We start from the raw sequence: 16,819 nt of genomic DNA, 5'->3' as shown, positions 1-16,819 counted from the left end.
GGACCCGATTGCAGCGAATGACGCCTTCGGCTAATTCGCCCTCGGGATCATCACGAGGACCGTCAAATGTCGCTGTCATCCGCCAAGAACTACGCGCTGCGCGCCGCCAAGTCGCAGGACCAGAAGGAGGCCACCGAGCTTTTGTCCAAGGCCATCATGGAATTGACACTGGCGATCGAGGCGCAGGACGCCAAGATCAAGAAGATGAACAAGGGTGGGTAGGATCGGGCGAGCCGCACAACAGTGAGAAAGTGGATCGCTCCCGTCGCCGTCATTGCAGCGCTGGTTGTCGGCGGAGCTTTCTTTCGTGATGACATTCTTGAATATTCCGGAATTGCTTGCGCCACGACGATCAAGCGCGCGGTGCCGTCCCCGGATGCGACTAGGACTGCCGTGATTTTCGAGCGCGAATGCGGTGCAACAACGCCGTTCAACACGCAGGTCAGTCTGGTGCCTAAGGGGCAGAGTTTCTCGCCGAGGCGTTATCCGTCGTTTCTGTCTATCGGCGGACAGCACGCGCTGGCGATCCGGTGGGTCGGAGAAAGAGCGCTCGAAGTCGATCTTCCGAAGACCGATCGGGTTTTTCGGAACGAAACGACGGTCGATGACGTGTCTGTTGCTTATCTATCGGCCGGCCGCGGCCCGAATTGAACCTATTGCCCAGCCGCACGTTCAGTATTTCCCACATCAGAGGATACGACATGAGCGCGCTCAGCAAGATCAAAGAACATATGGAAGTCATCGGCGCCGACGGCGTCCATGTCGGAACGGTCGACAAGGTCGAGGGCAACCGCATCAAGCTGACCAAGAAGGATAGCGGCGAGGGCAGCCACAAGGGTCACCATCACTTTATCGATGGCGGTCTGGTCGCCGAGGTTGAGGGTGACAAGGTGCGGCTCTCGGCCAATGGCGACGTCGCCTTTGCCATGGAAGAAGAGAAGTAAGACGGAAAAACCCGCGGTGTGAGCCGCGGGGTTTTCGTTCAGATCACTTAGATGGAGCGAGGTGAGGCGCGCCTCACTTCACCTCCATCTGCAGGCCTTCCTTGTCGATGATGGTCTTGAACTTGGCCGTCTCGGCCTCGACGAAGGTCTGGAATTGCTGAGGGGTGCCGTAGTCCGACACGGCGCCCATGGCTGCGATGGTCTTCTTGGTCGCATCCGTGCCGAGCAGAACCTTGATCTGCTCATTGAGCGAGGTCACGGCTTCGGTCGGTGTGCTCTTCGGATAGAACACGCCGAACCACGACGCGACGTCGAACTTCTCCAGCTCGGGCGCGGTCTCGCGCATCGCCGGAACGTTCGGGCACTGGGCATTGCGCTGCTGCGTGGTGACGGCGAGGCCGGTGAGCTTGCCGTCGAGCACCTGGGGCAGTGACGGATAGAGATTGTCGAACAGGATCTGGATGTCGCCGGCGAGCGCGGCCTGCAGCGCAGGGCCCGCACCGCGGAACGGCACGTGCTGCATCTTCAATCCGGTGAGCTGCAGCCACCACGCGCCGGTGAGATGCGGGCTCTGGCCGACGCCCGACGAGCCATAGTTCAGCTTGTCCGGATTGGCTTTGATATAGGCGATCAGTTCCGGGATCGTCTTGATAGGCACGCTCGGATGCGCGCAGACGATGTTCGGAATCTTGATCATGTTGGAGACCGCCTGCAACTGATCGCTCTTGTAGGTCAGGTTCTTGAAGATGCTGTAGGCGATGGCGTTGGGGCCGGGATTGCCAACCAGGATGGTGTGGCCATCGCCCTTGAGGCGCGCGACTTCGGCGGTGCCGATGGTGCCACCGCCGCCCGAGCGGTTTTCGACGACGACCGACTGGCCCCAGACCGGCTGCAGATGCGCAGCCAGCATGCGGCCCATCACGTCGGTGGAGCCGCCGGCTGCGGCGGGCACGATGACGCGGACGGTTTCGGTGGGCTTCCATTCGCCGGCGCCGAGGCTGGCGCGCGGCAGGATCGCGGCGCTGGTGATCGCGGCCGCACCGGTGAGTACACGGCGACGGGTAACCAGATTGGTCATAGCTTCTTCCCTCGATGGTGTCGTTTTGGTTTTTGATCTTGCTGAAATCGTAGTGAGGCAGATGGTGGCGGGCAAGCCGACCTTGGCCACAGCGTAAAGAAAAGCCCCGCAGCGTGTGCTGCGGGGCTTTTGCAATTCGGCGATTTGATAGTTCCGCCTAGCGGAAGCTGATCAGCTTGAACAGTGGCGTGAGGTAGCTCATTTCCTGACCGGAGGTCGGCGTGGTGCGGCTGATGAAGTCGAAGATCTTGCCGTCCTGCAGGCCGTAATTGGCGAGCCGGATCACCTTGCGGTTCTTGTCGAAATAGATCGCGATGACACGCTGGTCGGTGACCTTCTGCGGCATGAACGCGACGGCGCGTTCGGCGCGCTGCGAGATGTAATAGAACACTTCGCCTGATAGCGTGGCGACGGTGGAGGGCGTGCCCATCACGATCAGGACCTGATCCTGGCTGGCGCCGATCGGGATTTGCTCCAGCGCGCCGGGGGGCAGGATGTAGCCCTTCTGGAATTGCTCGGCGCAGGCGCCCAGCGTGACGCAGAGGGCCGCGACCGCGAGTACGGCGCGCATGCCGCGCCAGCCACGTGTCAGCCGCGCCTTCGCGCTGATGGAGGTCGAAATTGTCATAGCGGAGGGGGTCCCATCCTCTTGATTCTCGGGAAGGCCTTGCTTCCGAAAGACTTGCATCCCGGAAGGCGTTGACGTACCGGGCAGAACCTCTGAATGCAACATGCGCGTGCCCGAGGGGCCCGCCTGAGGAACCCAAGATGGTCTGGCCGTTCAGTCACTTCAGAAAGCCCCCGGCGCCGTTGCGCGGCACCATTGAAGCCATCTATGGCAGGATCGTGGCGCAGGCGCGAGAACCCTTGTTTTATCGGGACTTGGGAGCACCGGATACGGTAAACGGGCGTTTCGATATGTTGCTGCTGCACCTGTGGCTGGTGCTGCGCCGGATGAGTCCCAAGGATGAGTTGTCGCAGGGACTTTTCGACAGGTTCTGCGGCGATATGGACGATAACCTGCGCGAACTCGGCACCAGCGATATGAAGGTGCCGAAGAAAATGCGGGAGTTCGGCGATGCGTTTTACGGCCGGACAGGCGCCTATGACGCAGCGCTTGGCGCAGGCAGGGAGCCTCTGGCGGCGGCGCTGTCGAAGAATATCTATTATGGCATGGACATCGAGAACGCCCGGCGTCTCGCTGTCTACGTCGAAGCGGCGAATGCCCGCCTGGGCACGCTGGATACAACGACACTGACATCAGGCGCGTGGCATTTCCCGTCGCCTGCGGAGACCTTGGTAACGACATGAACAAACCCGACCGCACCGTGGATCTCACGCCGCCCTGGAGCGTGCCCATCGCCGTGATCCAGATCCCGGAAACGGGGCTGGCGCGCGACATCGAGGCCACGCCCGAGGAGCGCAAGCGGATCGCTGAACTCGGCGGCCTCGTCAGCGTGGGCGCCGTGAAAGGCGAACTCCTGCTGAGCCCCGTGAAGGGCGGTACGGTGCATGTGACCGGTCGCATCTGGGGCAAGGTCGAGCAGACCTGCGTGGTGACGCTGGACCCACTGGCTGCCGATTTCGAGGAAGAGATCGACGTGATTTTCGCGCCGCCATCGCAGATTCGCGAACTCGCCGAATCGGTGGACGAGGACGTTGAGAGCGACGAGGAGACCCCGGATCCGCCGGAGCCGATCGAAAATGGCTTCATCGACCTCGGCAAACTGGCGACCGACGCGCTGTTTCTGGGGCTGGACCCGTATCCCCGTAAGCCGGATGCCGTGTTCGAGCCGGTGGTCGAGGTTCCGGACCCGGAAGAGCACCCGTTTGCGGCCTTGAAAGCGCTGAAAACCGCCCCTGAGACGCCCAAATCCAAAAAGCCCGGGAAGGGCTGAGACCGGGGTCCGATTCCACGCCCCGTGCGGCTGGCGGGACAAAAGCGACCGGTCAAGATGTTGTATCGGGTCACGGAAACGCTATTGTCCCCGGCCGAAATCGGGTTAATGCCATAACTTCGCCGTCTGCTGCCAAATGCGGCAGACTTCGTCCGCGGCCACGAGCGTCACAGGCCGCAAGAGACAGGTTTCCGGAACGTCCATGCCGAAAAAGGTTCGCATCGCGCTAGACGCCATGGGTGGCGACATCGGCGCATCGGTGGTCATTCCCGGCGCCGCGATTTCGTTGACCCGGCATCCCGACAGCGAGTTCCTGCTGTTCGGTGACAGCGCGCTGATCGAGAAAGAACTCGCCAATCATCCGGCACTGAAGGCCGTATCGAAGGTGATCCATACCGACGTTGCCGTCAGCATGCATGACAAGCCGAGCCAGGCGCTGCGCCGTGGCCGCAAGGTCTCGTCGATGTGGCTGGCGATCGAGGCGGTGAAGAAGGACGAGGCCGATGTCGCGATCTCCGCCGGCAATACCGGCGCGCTGATGGCGATGGCGCGCTTTTGCCTGCGCATGCTCGACGGTATCGAGCGTCCCGGCCTGGCCGCGATCTGGCCGACCACGCGCGGCGATTCCGTCGTGCTCGATCTCGGCGCCACCATCGGCGGCGACGCCAACCACCTGAAGACTCTCGCTGTCATGGGCAGCGCCATGGCCAGCGCGCTGTTCGATCTGGCCCGGCCGACGGTCGGCCTGCTCAATATCGGCGTCGAGGAAATCAAGGGCGGCGACGAAATCCGCGATGCCGCCGAACTGCTGCGCACCGCCAATCTGCCGCAGCTCGAATTCATCGGTTTCGTCGAGGGCGACGGCATCGGCCGCGGCGATGCCGACGTGATCGTCACCGAAGGTTTCAGCGGCAATATCGCGCTCAAGGCGGCTGAGGGCACCGCGCGGCAGTTTGCCGAATATCTGCGCAATGCCATGGCCCGCACCTGGCGCTCGCGTATCGGCTATCTGTTCGCCAAGAACGCCTTCAAGGCGGTGCGCGACAAGGTCGATCCGAACAAGTCCAACGGCGCGGTGTTTCTCGGCCTGCGCGGCATCGTGGTGAAGAGCCACGGTGGCACCAATGCCGACGGTTTCGCCTATGCGGTGGATGTCGGTTACGACATGGTCCGCTACGACCTTCTCACCAAGATCAATCAAATGCTCAACCGCGACGGCCAAGCGCTCCCTGCGAGCCCGGCTGCGCAGGAGGCTGTCTCGTGACTGCGATACGTTCGGTCGTGCTCGGCTGCGGCTCTTACCTGCCGGAGCGGATCCTGACCAATGCCGAACTGGCATCCAAGGTCGACACATCGGACGAGTGGATCGTCCAGCGCACCGGTATCAAGCAGCGCCACATCGCTGCGGACGGCGAGTTCACCTCGCATCTGGCGATCAAGGCCGCGCAGGCGGCGCTGGCCAATGCCGGCGTCGATGCGCAGTCCATCGATCTCATTGTGCTGGCGACCTCGACCCCGGACAATACATTCCCGGCGACGGCCGTTGCGGTGCAGAACGCGCTCGGTATTACCCATGGCGCGGCGTTCGACCTGCAGGCGGTGTGTTCCGGCTTCATCTTTGGATTGACCACCGCCGACAGCCTGTTGCGCACCGGCGCCGGCAAGCGCGCGCTGGTGATCGGCGCAGAGACTTTCTCGCGCATTCTCGACTGGACCGATCGCGGAACCTGCGTGCTGTTCGGCGATGGTGCCGGTGCAGTGGTGCTGGAAGCACAGACCCAGCCCGGTGAAGCCAGCGATCGCGGCGTGCTGACCACGCATCTGCGCTCGGACGGCCGGCACAAGGAAAAGCTGTTCGTCGATGGCGGCCCGTCCTCGACGCAGACAGTGGGTTACCTGCGCATGGAAGGCCGCGAGGTCTTCAAACATGCGGTGGGCATGATCACCGACGTGATCGTCGATGCGTTCAAAGCCACCGGCGCCAGCGCCGAGACCATCGACTGGTTTGTGCCGCATCAGGCCAACAAGCGCATTATCGATGCGTCGGCGCATAAACTGCATATTGCACCGCAAAAGGTGGTGCTGACCGTGGACCTTCACGGCAACACATCGGCGGCGTCGATTCCGCTCGCATTGTCGGTGGCGGTCAATGACGGCCGCATCAAGAAGGGCGACCTTGTGCTGCTCGAAGCGATGGGCGGCGGCTTCACCTGGGGCTCTGCACTCATTCGCTGGTGATGCGCTGGTGATGATGCAGATCGACAACATCTCAAATTGTCATGATTTTCCATGCCTTTGCATCGATGGTGACTGTTGACCGGAGCGCGTTAACCTCCTAATTTCTGACGCGAATTTGGTTCGCCGAGAGTAGTTGGGGCAGGCGATGACGGGCACGGGAAAAACAGTCACACGCGTTGATCTGTGCGAAGCGGTCTACCAAAAGGTAGGTCTCTCGCGCACGGAGTCGTCCGCGTTTGTTGAACTGGTTTTGAAAGAAATTACGGATTGTCTGGAGAAGGGCGAGACAGTGAAGCTGTCGTCGTTCGGCTCCTTCATGGTGCGCAAAAAAGGCGAGCGCATCGGCCGCAATCCGAAGACGGGCACAGAAGTACCGATCTCGCCGCGGCGAGTGATGGTATTCAAGCCGTCGGCGATCCTGAAACAGCGGATCAATGGCGACAGTACCGCAGTTGGTAACGGTAAAGATCACGACGAGTAGCTAGAGAACCACGCTTAAATAAAGACTTGGCGAACCACAGGGATCCTGCACTTGGACAAAGCGCCGGATGCGTTTCGAACCATAAGCGAGGTCGCTGACGATCTCGATATACCGCAGCATGTTCTGCGGTTCTGGGAAACGCGGTTCACTCAAATCAAACCGATGAAGCGATCCGGCGGCCGGCGATATTATCGTCCGGACGATGTCGATCTGTTGCGCGGCATCCGCCGGTTGCTCTACGGCGAGGGTTATACCATCCGCGGCGTGCAACGAATCCTGAAAGAGAACGGCATCAAGTCGGTGCAGGGGCTGGTCGACGGCCACGCTGCGCCGAGCTTCGCGCCGACGTCTGCCGCCATTGCGCCGCGCGTCCAGGCGAAGCGTCCCGTGATCGAAGAGGATCACGAGGAAGAAGAGGCCGAGGACGAGGCTGAACGCGACGAGGAGATCGAGGAAGAAGCCGAAGACGAGGCTGACGCCGAAGGCGCCGAGGACGAGGAAGAAGAGGGCGACGAAGACGACGGCGAAGAGGGTGAAGACGAAGAGGCTGAGGAAGAAGACGAGGAGGAAGCTGCTGCAGCTCCCGTCGCCGCCCGCCGCGAACCTCCGATGACATCGACGTCGCCGCGCGTGGATCCACAGCTGCAGCGGCCGCCGTCGCGGGCAAACCCCGTATTGGCAAATCCTGGCGTGGCGCGGCCCGAACCGGCAATGTCGGCTCCGACGCAGAGCGCAAGACCGGCTGCGGTCCCGAGCCCAAGGCCGAACCCGCAGCGCCGGCTCGAGCGCGAACGGCTCGAAGCCGTGCTCGAGGAGCTGCTGGCGGCGCGCCGGGCGCTCGATACGGCGATGAAGGACGGCTAGCCGCCGCCCCACAGCCAATCCGGTTCAATCCGCTCAGCCTTCTTGCGCCTCGGACGGATCGAAGCTACACGATGCCCCATCGGAGCGTAGCGCAGCCCGGTTAGCGCACTAGTCTGGGAGACTAGGGGTCGGAGGTTCGAATCCTCTCGCTCCGACCATATAAAGTACTGATTTCATTTTCTTTTATCCGATCTCTGTGGGGTCGATAACCTCGGAAATGCCTTCAGGGAAGCACCGGGGAAGCACGGGGCTTATTTCGCGGGCGCTTTTAGCCTCGTGACACCTTCTCCGCGATCGTAGGAAAACTCAATTCGGGCTTTCGAGAACGTCGCTTCGAGTGCTGCGGCGGTGGCGCGCGTACCCGGAATCGGCCCGCTTTCCTTCTCAAGGCGCTTGACCGTTGCGAGCGAAAGACCTGCTGCTTCAGCAAGATCCGTTTGCTCCCATCGGAGCAGGGCACGCGCCGCTCGGATCATTTCGCTAGTGAGCATCATGTTCTCAAATCTCCAGTTGACACCTGAGGTATTATAAATTAATACTCTGGGTGTCAATAGCGACGCGAGCCGAGTCGAAGCGGCAACTTCGACCCAGCTCTAACCCTCAAAGAGAAGGACTTCTCCCGATGGCTAGGCAGAACGGTATCACCCAGAACGCTCACACCTCAAACGATCAGGATATTGCCGTCGCAGCTTTGCGCCGCGTGCAGCTAGCCGGCGAAGACGACGCAGCTTACGAGTCGGCAATTGCTGCGCTCGAGACTGCGCCCGCGACCACGGCGGCAGGTGTGCAAGCGTTGTTCGATCTTCTCCAGTCTCGGCTGGATGGCGTGCTCGACGGCGACGAAGTTGATCCGGAGATGATGAGGACGTTGGCCCGTAACATTTCGGCCGGCCTCGCGCACTTGGTTCGCAAGGCGGGCTAGGGCGATGGGCTGCGATGGGCTGCGGTGGCTGAGGGCGACAAGCTTTCTACCACCGCGGCTCCCCCATCGACGCCGGACACCGACACCGACCCCACCCCTGGGCGGGGAGCGCACTCTGGGCGTTGAGACGTCGCAGAGCGCTCCGACTAAATTTCTAATTTCTGAAAAGGTCAGGGGGCGTCAAAGACTCCCGAGATGCTGCGCTGATCGCAGTCCGTCGAGAAGTCGCTACAGATCCCAAGCGTGGACGATGTCGGCGCGCAGAGGCTGCTTGAGCAATTGCAGGCTGGCATAACGAAGATAGTTGCACCGCCTCGCGCGAGCGTCTGACAGTGGGGTTTCAGAAACGGTCAAAGCCGTTAAGTGCGTTGTCGATCAAACTCATGTCCGAAGGTGAGAGCGAGCGGGTCGATTTTAAGCGCGCGCCCGGTGGTGTTAGGGCAGACGATCTCGTGGCGTTAGCCAATTCTGAAGGTGGCGGGCATTTGCTTTTCAGCATCGACGAGATTGTGTCCCACGGCGCCCAAATAGGAGCGGTTCGAGGGTGCGATGTGAGCGACCAAACGATCCTCCAGATTTTGAGCAAGGCCGTCAGCTGCATCCCGCCTGTGTCAGTGGATATTTTCATCTAGAATTTAAATGATCGACCAATCCTGCGCCTGCATATTAATCCAAGTACGACAAAGCCGCATTGTACGCCGAAGGGAATATATTGCCGCAGGGATGGCTCTCGTACGCGACCGTTGCACCCGCACAAGCTCCTGAAGATCTTTCTCGAAAATGTGTCACGGGCATTCGCGCAGCGTTTGGAGGCGGCCGCCGCCAATGCACAAGGGACGACGGTCGGGGGTGATTTCATTACCTCTTGTCACTTGGATTGAAGTCAACGCAATATGCAACCGGAGTAGGGCTTAAGGGGTATATCGTGGCACGACGAAGCGGCGAATGGGGTACCATGAATTGGACGCACGCAATTGTCGCGTTGCTCATGATGATTGGTATGACTTTCCCAGCCAGGTCCGATGAAAATAATTCGGTTCTGCGCCTTCAATGCACTTGGTCTCGGTCGCTGGATACAAAAACGATGAAAATGAGCGGCACCTCAGGATCAACGATGGTCACTGTGAAGGTCGAGACGAACAACGTGGGCCGTCTTCGAAAAGAGGGACTCGGTGCAGAATTCACCGCCGTGATCACCGACGAAAAGATCAACGGAAAGACAGAATACGACATTGGCGGCATGCACTATCGTGAGCGGATCAAGATCAACCGCTTTACAGGAGCGATAGAGAGTTGGTTCTTGATCGGAAAAGAGGGGCTGGTCCACTACGGGACCTGCGCACAGCTTTCCAATCGGCTCTTTTGAGACCATCGTCATCCCGGCCCGAATGAATTCAAATCTCAATTGTTAGTTTGCTGAACCGGTGGAACGTGATCGGTCATTGCATAGTACAGGTGCCAGAACCAAGACGATCTTGTCTGAACTTTTTCAAGGCAATCCCATTGAACTGTAAGGTTCAATGGATCGGACTTGCAAAGATTATTGTAAAGCGCATATCGCTGGTTTTCGATGCGAACAACACGGTCTGCGAGAAAAACAACCAACAACAGTAGAACGATAATCGCCGCGGCCTTCATCTTTCGTGCCTTCGTTGCTCAGAATGGAAATTCATCAACTTCGATGTCTAGGTCGATAGGAAAACTGAACGACCCTTCTGTAGTTAGCAATCGAATTGTCACACGACCTGCTAATTTGTATTTGTCTTTAAAGACAATGTCTTTGTTCTTCGCTCCGTAGCGATGTTCTAGATTTTTTTCGCCAGTGATTTTGATCTCAGCCCATGACTTTGCCTGCAGGCGTCGGACCGGAGATCGAATAAAATGACTGATCAAGTTTTTGTTGTCTTCCGATTGGCGAGAAGCGCAGTCTTGGCCGTCCTGCTTAAAAGTCCATCCTCTTCCTGTGTCGAAATAGATGGCCTCAATCTCGGGGGAGTTGACCGTTGTTTCGTTGCTTAGATCAAATACCAGATCAACGTTTGCGCTGGCCACATACTCAGATTTCTCTAAGAGACCCCAAGTTTTGTTTAGCTTCACAGAAAGGATCGACTTTCTATTGGCGATTTCTGACTTCAGCCAGTCGAGGTCTTTTTCAAGTGCCTGCCTCAAATTCTGGATCGAGTCGCCATAGATCAAATGACGGTGGTGCTTGAGATCGAAGGGGATGTCGTCCGCCTTCGATGTCAGCAACAGACAGACCTTTCCCTTGGCGTGGGCGTACCCTGTTTCGTAGAAGACATTCGGGTTGCGGCCTGTGAGGTCTGCAATGATCAGGTCGGCAGCGTCAATCTGGCCGTAGATGCGCTCCAAAATATTCTCTTTATGAAATATCTGCTCATCGACCCGCTCAGCTCGAATGCCCAACTTTTCGGCGGTCTCTTTAATGCCGAGTTTGTAGATGCCATCGAAGGCGGAATCGAATGGCATTAGAACGAAAGCGAACATCGGGGTCTCACTTGGCGAATCGGTGAGAATTCACGATGCCACAACGTTGGCGGGTATTCCGAAGATTTGGGAGAGCCGTACCACTATTCACAGGTTCGACGGTTCGTCGGGGGGCTTTCCACTACGGTTTCGCCCGGTGCATCGCAGCCCAATATTGGACATCCGGCATAGTCTGCCGCTGCGCCAGCAGATCGCATTCGTGATGATCCTGTCAGCCTCAGTTACTTGAGAGCGGAACCGAAGCCACCTTCAACTAACATCACCTTGAGCGAGCCGTCTTCGTTGTACGCCTTAGACATCCTAGCGGCCAGCTCAGTTTGCAGCGCAACGGCTTCCGGCGATGAAGGTGCGGACTTTATTTCAACAGGCAAGGATATTTCGCCCTTGAGCAGTCCCACGACGGCCTTGCGCACGAAATTCTGTTGTTCATCAAGATCACTATGAGCATTGGGAAAATAAATGCGGTTCATTTCAGCGACATTAAACTGATAGCCAACTCTCGAACCAATCGCGGCCAGAAGTTTTACAAAAAGATCGATGCGCCTCGAACCCCATGTCGGATCAATAGCGGGTGGTGCACTGGTTAGATGCATAAAATATTCTTCCCACGCGTCCATCACTTTTTTGTCTTTGTAAAAATCAATCGGCACAGCATTCAGCGCTTCGACGTGGGCAGCACTCAGATTCTGGGCGCGCGTTGCCATCAATGTGCGGAAGATGGTCAAGCGTCGTGATCGCTTCTCGCGAAAGCCTTCAACCCATTTCTGAGCCTGAACGGCAAGCACTGGACCCAGTAAAGTACAGCCAGCGATTACCCAGTCCGATAGCCGCAATGAGTCCGCCACCAAATCTACCATCATCACGCCCCAAAGATGTGTCGAAGGGAGACACTCTTATTAATTGCGCGATTCTGCCATGTTGCCCGCGAGCTTTATCCCCGGTCCGTTTGTATAACCATCACCACCTGCTGGTCGGCAGCGCCGTGGAGGTGGCGGCGTCGGGGGGAGGACGGTTCCAGCCCGACAGGCTAATACCTCCGTCATTAAGCCCGAATCCAATAATGGTCACCGTGTGCCGGATGTTCGCGTAATTCGCCAGCCCGGCGATGAGATTAGCCAAGTTGTCATGAGCGCCGGGGCGTGATCTTTCGAGTCCTTGCCGCATAGAGAAGCACTCACTCCGCATTTTCCCTCGCTCCGTTGTCCGCTGCAATCAGCCGCCGCAGGTTGATGTTGTAAGCCGGAACGTTGGCGTTCTTGATCGGCCGCTCCAGCAGGTAGGCGGCCACGTCTGGATTGAACCAAGCCATCTGCACGATCTCGTCAGCGCTCTGCCGGTTTGTGGGCAATTGCTCGAGCAGGAGCTTGAAGCGCTTGATCAGGCCGCCGCCGGCGAGGTCGCCCTTGAAGTGTCGTACGGCGAGCTGTGCCCACCCTGGGACATTCCACTTGTCAGCTGTGTTCGAGCCGGAGGTCCCGCGCTTCTCGGCCTCTTTGAAGTAGCCGAGGAGTTTATGCGCTTGGCGCAGGCCGTTCATTTCCTCAGGTGAGAACGTTTTGGCCAGGAGCGCTTCGTTGTCTTTAAACTCCTTTGAGAGCCGCGAGAGCTGTACCTCGGGTGCTTCGCCGACCACGCGCGAGCCTTGGACCTTGTCGGTGAGCACCTCGGCGACGGCCGCTTTCCAGCCGCGACGCGCCGGCGCGTCGTGCTTCACCAGCGCGACGATCTCGTCGAGCCGCTTCTCGGAGCCATAGCCACCGGTGAGCAGCTTACTGGCGACGTCGCGGGGATCTTCGCGAATAAGGGTGCCAACGGCTGAACGGTCAATGTCAGCCTCGGTCGCCTTGAGGTTCGTCCGAGCCTGCTCAAGGCTCGCTCGTGCGTCGGCTGACAGCTGCTGGCCACGCTTGGCCGCAAGCGTGATGCTGTTGAACTCTCGCTGCACGTTGGGGAATGCGGCCAGCACGGACGCGTTATGGTTGGCCCAGCTCGCCGATTTGGCCGGGTTCAGTGTTCCGTCTGGATTGAGGACCTTCATTGCAAAGTCGGACCGCAGATAGTCGCGCACGGCTGTATGCCCAATAGCGGCGTTAGGCGCGCCGTCGAGCAGGCGCTGCAGTACGGCGGAAGTCTCCGGGCCGGACAAGAATCGCTTAGCCGTCTCGCTCGGTGGTGTGCTCCCGCGGTTCGGATATCCGTCGATATTGCCGCTGCGATCCAGCTCCTTGGTGAACTTTGCGGCCTCGTCGCCGGGGGCCGGCCGGTAGCGATCGGCGAAGCTGCGATAGTTGGCATTCGCCTCGGCGTAACCTGGAGCATCGTTGAGCGTCCGGTTGATCGCCGCTCGAAGCTGACCTACGTTCGATGCTAGGTCGAAGTTACCGTCCTTCTGCGCTTTGTTCTGCGCAAAGCTCAGATATTTGCGGACATCTGCGAGGTCCGCACCGCTCGCGGTGCCAGTGCCGCCGACGTTCTCACCATCAACCATGCGCGGCCGAAGCCGCTCCAAACGGTTGACAAGTTCGCCGGGCAATTGCTGCTCCATCGGGGCGAGGGGGTTGGTGCCGGCTCGCAGGCGATCGATGGCAGCAAAGACGTCATCCGCGGGCAATTGCTCGCTACGGCCTGGAGCCGTGTCAAATTGACGGTTCTTCTCGGCCCGGGCGGGGACGTATCCGTCGTTTACGATCGTCTTATCGATGCGACGCGAGGCATTTGCCTTGTAGTCCGTGTTGGCAATGGCGCCGAACTCAGCGCCTTGATCTTGCGCTCCGAGATTGAGGTTGGTCACCTCGTCGGACCGCTGCTTCACGGTCGCATCTGCCGCGTTCATTCGCTCGTTGCGGTTCTGCTCCGCTCGTCGAAATACGGCGCCAAGGTCTGCCTCGGGATCACGCATGCTATCGACACGCGTTGCGGCGGCCTCCTTGACGTTCTGGTCGCGCTGGATGAACTCCGGGGCGGACTTCGAGCGCGACCCGGCTTCCATTGTCACGAGGCCGGGATCTCGCGACAGCAGTGCGCTAGTCGGCAGAGCCGATGCATCGACTGGGCTCTCACCAGCAAGCTTTGGATTGGTCAACTCGCCAGCGTTCTCTCGGATGTCCTGCGCGATGGCCTTCGGCGAGCCCGTGGCGCCGGCCTGCATATTGGTGGCAGCGCGATCGAGTTCCGCGTGGCTATAAGGTGTTTTGTTCGGGCTGAGCGGGATCTCGGTCGGCGCCGAGGTGAAAGCGCGCTTAGCGGCATTCTTCAACATGCCACCGAGGCCCTCGACAATACCTTGGGCCGCATTGGCGCCGATGCCGCCAGCCAGAGGCGCCGCGACGTTGGCGGTGTGCTTGATCCAGTCCCCGCCTGCCGGATGCTCCGGGATGGCGTCCGCGGCATTGACCGCCACGCCGGCGCCAGCGCCACCGATCGTGTCGCCAACGACCGTCCGGGCCGGCGCATTCTTGTAGGGGCGGGCGAGGGTATCCATTACTCGCCCGCCGAGCGTGGGCGAGCTAGTCACTGAAGCTGCGACCTGTGGCGCACGTGCGGCCAACATCGCGCCCATGCCGAGTCCCTGCGTACCGAAGCGGTTGATGTCATAGCCAAGCTTCTCCCCACGAGACATGTTCTTTTCGGGGATGGTGAACGGCTCAGCGATTTGCTCAACCATTTTCGAGGCCGGCGTGGCCATCGGAATCTGGGTGCCCGCGACCTTGTTGAAGCCAGCGGTGATCATGTTCTGCAGGCCGGCCATGAGGTCGACAGGCGCAAGCACCGTATCTTTGATGCCCGAAGCAACGCCCTGGGCGCCAACCGCAAGGCTGTGCAAAGCGGTCGGACCAGTGGACGGGGGAGCGGCAGGCGGCTTACCGTCGATGTAAACGCGCGGACGACCGCTCGCCGGCGGCGCGTCAGCAAATTGCGCGAACGGATCATGGTCGACGGGAGTGTACGTCGGTCCTTTGGGCGCCGGTGGCGCATCAGCAAATTGCGCAAATGGATCGTGGTCGACCGGAATGAGTCTGGGACCAGGCGCCGCTGGCGTATCTTGGATCTCGAAGCCTGGCGGCAATCCGGCCGGACCAGCGTTGGCAGCTTGCGGCCGGCCCTCGAGCTGGGCGATCAGCGCCGGATCAGTGACGGGTTTATCTAGTTTGAAGCCGGGAGGCAGAGGAGGTGTCGCCGGCCTGTCCACTACCAAACCCGGCGGTGGTGGCGGGATCAAATCGTCGAACATGCCGGGCTTTGACGGAACGCGGTCGTCAAACATGCCGACGCGAGGGGCAACCACCGGCGGCAAGGCTTGTCCCGCGAATGGGAATTTGCGATCGGCCGGAGTGAGATCGGGCAATGGCGCCGTCGGCACGTACTCGCTCAAAGCCCGCAGTATCTGCGGCTCTGTGAAGTGATCCGGGAATGTATGGAGCTGGCCTTCATATCGGTATTGCTTTGGCATCAGTGCGCCTTGATGATCATGGGGAGGGCCAAGGTCGGCTGCAGCCGCGAAACGGGGGTGCTAGTGCCGCCCTGCGCGTTTCCAATAAAGCCCGCTGTAATGCCAGTTGTCGCAGTACCGGTTGCGCCGCTCACAGTCGTCAGAAATGCACCGCCGCTATTGTATGTGTTGGGGCCATTGCCAATTTGCGGGCCAACGAATGAATGCAGATGGCCTGGGTCATTGACCACGATCGTCCCGCTCGGCGTGTATGACGGAAGGTTCGCGGTGACCAACACACCGGTCTCGCTTCCGCCTCTTGCCCCAAGCGTGGTGAGCGTCGGCAGGCGCGCGGATCCGCCATCCGGCCCGGCCACGACGCTGCCGCGCGTGTCCGGCTTCTTCGGGTTGCCGGAGCCGTCCTGGCCGTAGGGGAAACCGTCGCTGATATAGCCGGCACGCAGGACCGGAAACGGCGTGTCAGCGAGGAGCACACCGCCATCCGCCCAATCCCAACCCGCCGGCAGAGCTGACCGTGACCACGGTAGCGGCCCAAGCCCGGCCGGCAAAATGAGATCGGCGAGTTGAAGCGGCAGATCGGTCGACAGCTTCGCCAGCGTGACCGCCTGATCAGCCATCTTCGCTGTGCTGACGGCGCCGGAAGCGAGTTTCGAATTGGAGATCGAACCATCGGCGATCTTGGAAGCGGCGACTGCGCCATCGGCCAGCTTGGCGGATGTGATAGAACCGTCGTCGATGATCGCGGCGACGGTGAAGTCGGCGATCTCTTCCCACTTCGTGGCGTCGAACGTCGGGCCGGAAACGTGGGTGTCCGTGCAGATATAGAATTTGGACGCGTAGAACACCGTCGACACGTTGGCGTCGTAGGGCGTCGATACCTGCCAGCTGGACGGTGCGGCGAAGCCGATCGAGATGGAGCTGTCGAGCTGCGCCCGGCCAACCGACCCGCGCTTGAGCACGCCGTCGTCATCCTGGATCAGGCGGATGTTCTGCTGCGTCTCGTCGAGCGACAGCTTGACCGCGTTAAACTCGGCGTCGAACAACGTTCCAGGAACTGGATCTCTGGGGTTCTGGGCGCTTTGTAGAGCGAAACTATTTTGACGATCGTATGGGGTAGCTCTGGGCATTGGTCGACCACGGGGCTGGCGCAAATCTTAGCGCGGGCGCCGGTGGCGAAGCGGCAGAGGGGTCGACCGATCCAATAGCGTAACATCAAAATGATGTCGAGGATAGTCTAATGTAGTTACGTCAAGCTTTGGTTTTGCCGAGATGCTATTCGTGAGCGCGACGCAGTCCTTGTGGACAGCCTTGGAAGTTTGTCGGTAGTTTTAACGCCAGCCATGGATTTAAGACTGTCTCTATCATTGTTTACTCCAGCGTGGCACGGCGTTTGGATGTCTTTAGTCTAGCGACGGTCAGCCTCCGCCGCTGTCAAAAAT

19 protein-coding genes and 1 tRNA gene are annotated in these 16,819 nt (G+C 59.8%); 13 read left to right on the top strand and 7 right to left on the bottom strand.

Features of this window, described 5'->3' with window-relative positions:
- Nucleotides 1-66: 66 nt before the first annotated feature.
- From AB7951_RS15705 to AB7951_RS15695, 3 genes are read left to right on the top strand one after another with little or no spacing between them, the layout of a single operon-like run.
- Nucleotides 67-222 carry a hypothetical protein gene (locus AB7951_RS15705; protein ID WP_184516099.1) on the top strand — a complete coding sequence of 52 codons (156 nt, stop codon included), beginning with the start codon at nt 67-69 and terminating at the stop codon, nt 220-222.
- Between the two features lie 21 nt (nt 223-243).
- Nucleotides 244-651, top strand: coding sequence for a hypothetical protein (locus tag AB7951_RS15700; RefSeq protein ID WP_120290186.1), 408 nt, complete (start codon nt 244-246; stop codon nt 649-651).
- Between the two features lie 50 nt (nt 652-701).
- Complete coding sequence (locus AB7951_RS15695; RefSeq protein ID WP_089264607.1) at nt 702-944, top strand: DUF2171 domain-containing protein; 243 nt, start codon at nt 702-704, stop codon at nt 942-944.
- Between the two features lie 73 nt (nt 945-1,017).
- Here AB7951_RS15695 and AB7951_RS15690 read toward each other — a convergent pair whose 3' ends face one another.
- Together AB7951_RS15690 and AB7951_RS15685 are read right to left on the bottom strand one after the other, a co-directional pair.
- A complete protein-coding gene (locus tag AB7951_RS15690; protein WP_120290184.1) occupies nt 1,018-2,022 on the bottom strand; it encodes a Bug family tripartite tricarboxylate transporter substrate binding protein in 1,005 nt (334 codons plus the stop codon).
- A gap of 157 nt (nt 2,023-2,179) precedes the next feature.
- Nucleotides 2,180-2,650: an outer membrane protein assembly factor BamE gene (locus AB7951_RS15685; protein ID WP_170849688.1), complete on the bottom strand. Its 471-nt coding sequence runs from the start codon at nt 2,648-2,650 to the stop codon at nt 2,180-2,182.
- 140 nt (nt 2,651-2,790) lie between these two features.
- Here AB7951_RS15685 and AB7951_RS15680 point away from each other — a divergent pair, with 140 nt between their 5' ends.
- From AB7951_RS15680 to AB7951_RS15650, 7 genes are all read left to right on the top strand, one after another.
- Nucleotides 2,791-3,333, top strand: coding sequence for a ubiquinol-cytochrome C chaperone family protein (locus AB7951_RS15680; protein ID WP_441255919.1), 543 nt, complete (start codon nt 2,791-2,793; stop codon nt 3,331-3,333).
- Nucleotides 3,330-3,920, top strand: coding sequence for a YceD family protein (locus AB7951_RS15675; protein WP_093758804.1), 591 nt, complete (start codon nt 3,330-3,332; stop codon nt 3,918-3,920). Before AB7951_RS15680 ends, AB7951_RS15675 begins: the two co-directional genes overlap by 4 nt.
- Nucleotides 3,921-4,122: 202 nt before the next feature.
- Nucleotides 4,123-5,184: a phosphate acyltransferase PlsX gene (gene plsX, locus AB7951_RS15670; RefSeq protein ID WP_120290180.1), complete on the top strand. Its 1,062-nt coding sequence runs from the start codon at nt 4,123-4,125 to the stop codon at nt 5,182-5,184.
- Entirely contained in the window at nt 5,181-6,158 is a 978-nt protein-coding gene (locus AB7951_RS15665) for a beta-ketoacyl-ACP synthase III (protein WP_068730934.1), read from the top strand. Before plsX ends, AB7951_RS15665 begins: the two co-directional genes overlap by 4 nt.
- Nucleotides 6,159-6,303: 145 nt before the next feature.
- Nucleotides 6,304-6,639: an integration host factor subunit alpha gene (locus AB7951_RS15660; RefSeq protein ID WP_120290178.1), complete on the top strand. Its 336-nt coding sequence runs from the start codon at nt 6,304-6,306 to the stop codon at nt 6,637-6,639.
- Between the two features lie 51 nt (nt 6,640-6,690).
- Nucleotides 6,691-7,503, top strand: coding sequence for a MerR family transcriptional regulator (locus AB7951_RS15655; protein WP_120290176.1), 813 nt, complete (start codon nt 6,691-6,693; stop codon nt 7,501-7,503).
- A gap of 80 nt (nt 7,504-7,583) precedes the next feature.
- Nucleotides 7,584-7,661, top strand: a tRNA-Pro gene (locus AB7951_RS15650).
- A gap of 93 nt (nt 7,662-7,754) precedes the next feature.
- Here AB7951_RS15650 and AB7951_RS15645 read toward each other — a convergent pair.
- On the bottom strand, nt 7,755-7,997 hold the full coding sequence (locus AB7951_RS15645) for a helix-turn-helix domain-containing protein (RefSeq protein ID WP_441255918.1): 243 nt from the start codon (nt 7,995-7,997) through the stop codon (nt 7,755-7,757).
- 128 nt (nt 7,998-8,125) lie between these two features.
- On the opposite strand from AB7951_RS15645, the gene AB7951_RS15640 reads away from it, so the two are divergent.
- The 3 genes from AB7951_RS15640 (at nt 8,126) to AB7951_RS15630 (ending at nt 9,791) form a co-directional block, all read left to right on the top strand.
- Nucleotides 8,126-8,425, top strand: a complete 300-nt coding sequence (locus AB7951_RS15640) for a hypothetical protein (protein WP_441255917.1) — start codon at nt 8,126-8,128, stop codon at nt 8,423-8,425.
- 383 nt (nt 8,426-8,808) lie between these two features.
- Entirely contained in the window at nt 8,809-9,057 is a 249-nt protein-coding gene (locus AB7951_RS15635) for an AlbA family DNA-binding domain-containing protein (RefSeq protein ID WP_441255916.1), read from the top strand.
- Between the two features lie 323 nt (nt 9,058-9,380).
- Complete coding sequence (locus tag AB7951_RS15630; protein ID WP_441255915.1) at nt 9,381-9,791, top strand: hypothetical protein; 411 nt, start codon at nt 9,381-9,383, stop codon at nt 9,789-9,791.
- 290 nt (nt 9,792-10,081) lie between these two features.
- Here AB7951_RS15630 and AB7951_RS15625 read toward each other — a convergent pair whose 3' ends face one another.
- The 4 genes from AB7951_RS15625 to AB7951_RS15610 all read right to left on the bottom strand — a co-directional run bounded on the left by AB7951_RS15625 (nt 10,082) and on the right by AB7951_RS15610 (nt 16,423).
- Complete coding sequence (locus AB7951_RS15625; protein WP_441255914.1) at nt 10,082-10,930, bottom strand: hypothetical protein; 849 nt, start codon at nt 10,928-10,930, stop codon at nt 10,082-10,084.
- 221 nt (nt 10,931-11,151) lie between these two features.
- On the bottom strand, nt 11,152-11,787 hold the full coding sequence (locus tag AB7951_RS15620; RefSeq protein ID WP_441255913.1) for a DUF6680 family protein: 636 nt from the start codon (nt 11,785-11,787) through the stop codon (nt 11,152-11,154).
- Nucleotides 11,788-12,104: 317 nt separating this feature from the next.
- Nucleotides 12,105-15,380 carry a hypothetical protein gene (locus AB7951_RS15615; RefSeq protein ID WP_441255912.1) on the bottom strand — a complete coding sequence of 1,092 codons (3,276 nt, stop codon included), beginning with the start codon at nt 15,378-15,380 and terminating at the stop codon, nt 12,105-12,107.
- Nucleotides 15,380-16,423 carry a hypothetical protein gene (locus tag AB7951_RS15610; protein WP_441255911.1) on the bottom strand — a complete coding sequence of 348 codons (1,044 nt, stop codon included), beginning with the start codon at nt 16,421-16,423 and terminating at the stop codon, nt 15,380-15,382. The genes AB7951_RS15615 and AB7951_RS15610 overlap by 1 nt, the downstream gene beginning before the upstream one ends.
- Between the last annotated feature and the right edge of the window lie 396 nt (nt 16,424-16,819).

Origin of the sequence: Tardiphaga sp. 285_C5_N1_2 (assembly GCF_052076065.1) — a bacterium.
GTDB classification, from domain to species: domain Bacteria; phylum Pseudomonadota; class Alphaproteobacteria; order Rhizobiales; family Xanthobacteraceae; genus Tardiphaga; species Tardiphaga robiniae.
Note: the sequence above shows the minus strand (reverse complement) of the source record. Positions and strands in the feature narration are given on the sequence as shown.

What these genes read in the sequence shown, in the direction of transcription:
- AB7951_RS15705 (WP_184516099.1), top strand. Translation starts at nt 67, where the DNA reads ATGTCGCTGTCATCCGCCAAGAACTACGCGCTGCGCGCCGCCAAGTCG.
- AB7951_RS15695 (WP_089264607.1), top strand. Translation starts at nt 702, where the DNA reads ATGAGCGCGCTCAGCAAGATCAAAGAACATATGGAAGTCATCGGCGCC.
- AB7951_RS15690 (WP_120290184.1), bottom strand. Translation starts at nt 2,022, where the DNA reads ATGACCAATCTGGTTACCCGTCGCCGTGTACTCACCGGTGCGGCCGCG.
- AB7951_RS15685 (WP_170849688.1), bottom strand. Translation starts at nt 2,650, where the DNA reads ATGACAATTTCGACCTCCATCAGCGCGAAGGCGCGGCTGACACGTGGC.
- AB7951_RS15680 (WP_441255919.1), top strand. Translation starts at nt 2,791, where the DNA reads ATGGTCTGGCCGTTCAGTCACTTCAGAAAGCCCCCGGCGCCGTTGCGC.
- AB7951_RS15675 (WP_093758804.1), top strand. Translation starts at nt 3,330, where the DNA reads ATGAACAAACCCGACCGCACCGTGGATCTCACGCCGCCCTGGAGCGTG.
- plsX (WP_120290180.1), top strand. Translation starts at nt 4,123, where the DNA reads ATGCCGAAAAAGGTTCGCATCGCGCTAGACGCCATGGGTGGCGACATC.
- AB7951_RS15660 (WP_120290178.1), top strand. Translation starts at nt 6,304, where the DNA reads ATGACGGGCACGGGAAAAACAGTCACACGCGTTGATCTGTGCGAAGCG.
- AB7951_RS15645 (WP_441255918.1), bottom strand. Translation starts at nt 7,997, where the DNA reads ATGATGCTCACTAGCGAAATGATCCGAGCGGCGCGTGCCCTGCTCCGA.
- AB7951_RS15640 (WP_441255917.1), top strand. Translation starts at nt 8,126, where the DNA reads ATGGCTAGGCAGAACGGTATCACCCAGAACGCTCACACCTCAAACGAT.
- AB7951_RS15635 (WP_441255916.1), top strand. Translation starts at nt 8,809, where the DNA reads ATGTCCGAAGGTGAGAGCGAGCGGGTCGATTTTAAGCGCGCGCCCGGT.
- AB7951_RS15630 (WP_441255915.1), top strand. Translation starts at nt 9,381, where the DNA reads ATGAATTGGACGCACGCAATTGTCGCGTTGCTCATGATGATTGGTATG.
- AB7951_RS15625 (WP_441255914.1), bottom strand. Translation starts at nt 10,930, where the DNA reads ATGTTCGCTTTCGTTCTAATGCCATTCGATTCCGCCTTCGATGGCATC.
- AB7951_RS15620 (WP_441255913.1), bottom strand. Translation starts at nt 11,787, where the DNA reads ATGGTAGATTTGGTGGCGGACTCATTGCGGCTATCGGACTGGGTAATC.
- AB7951_RS15615 (WP_441255912.1), bottom strand. Translation starts at nt 15,380, where the DNA reads ATGCCAAAGCAATACCGATATGAAGGCCAGCTCCATACATTCCCGGAT.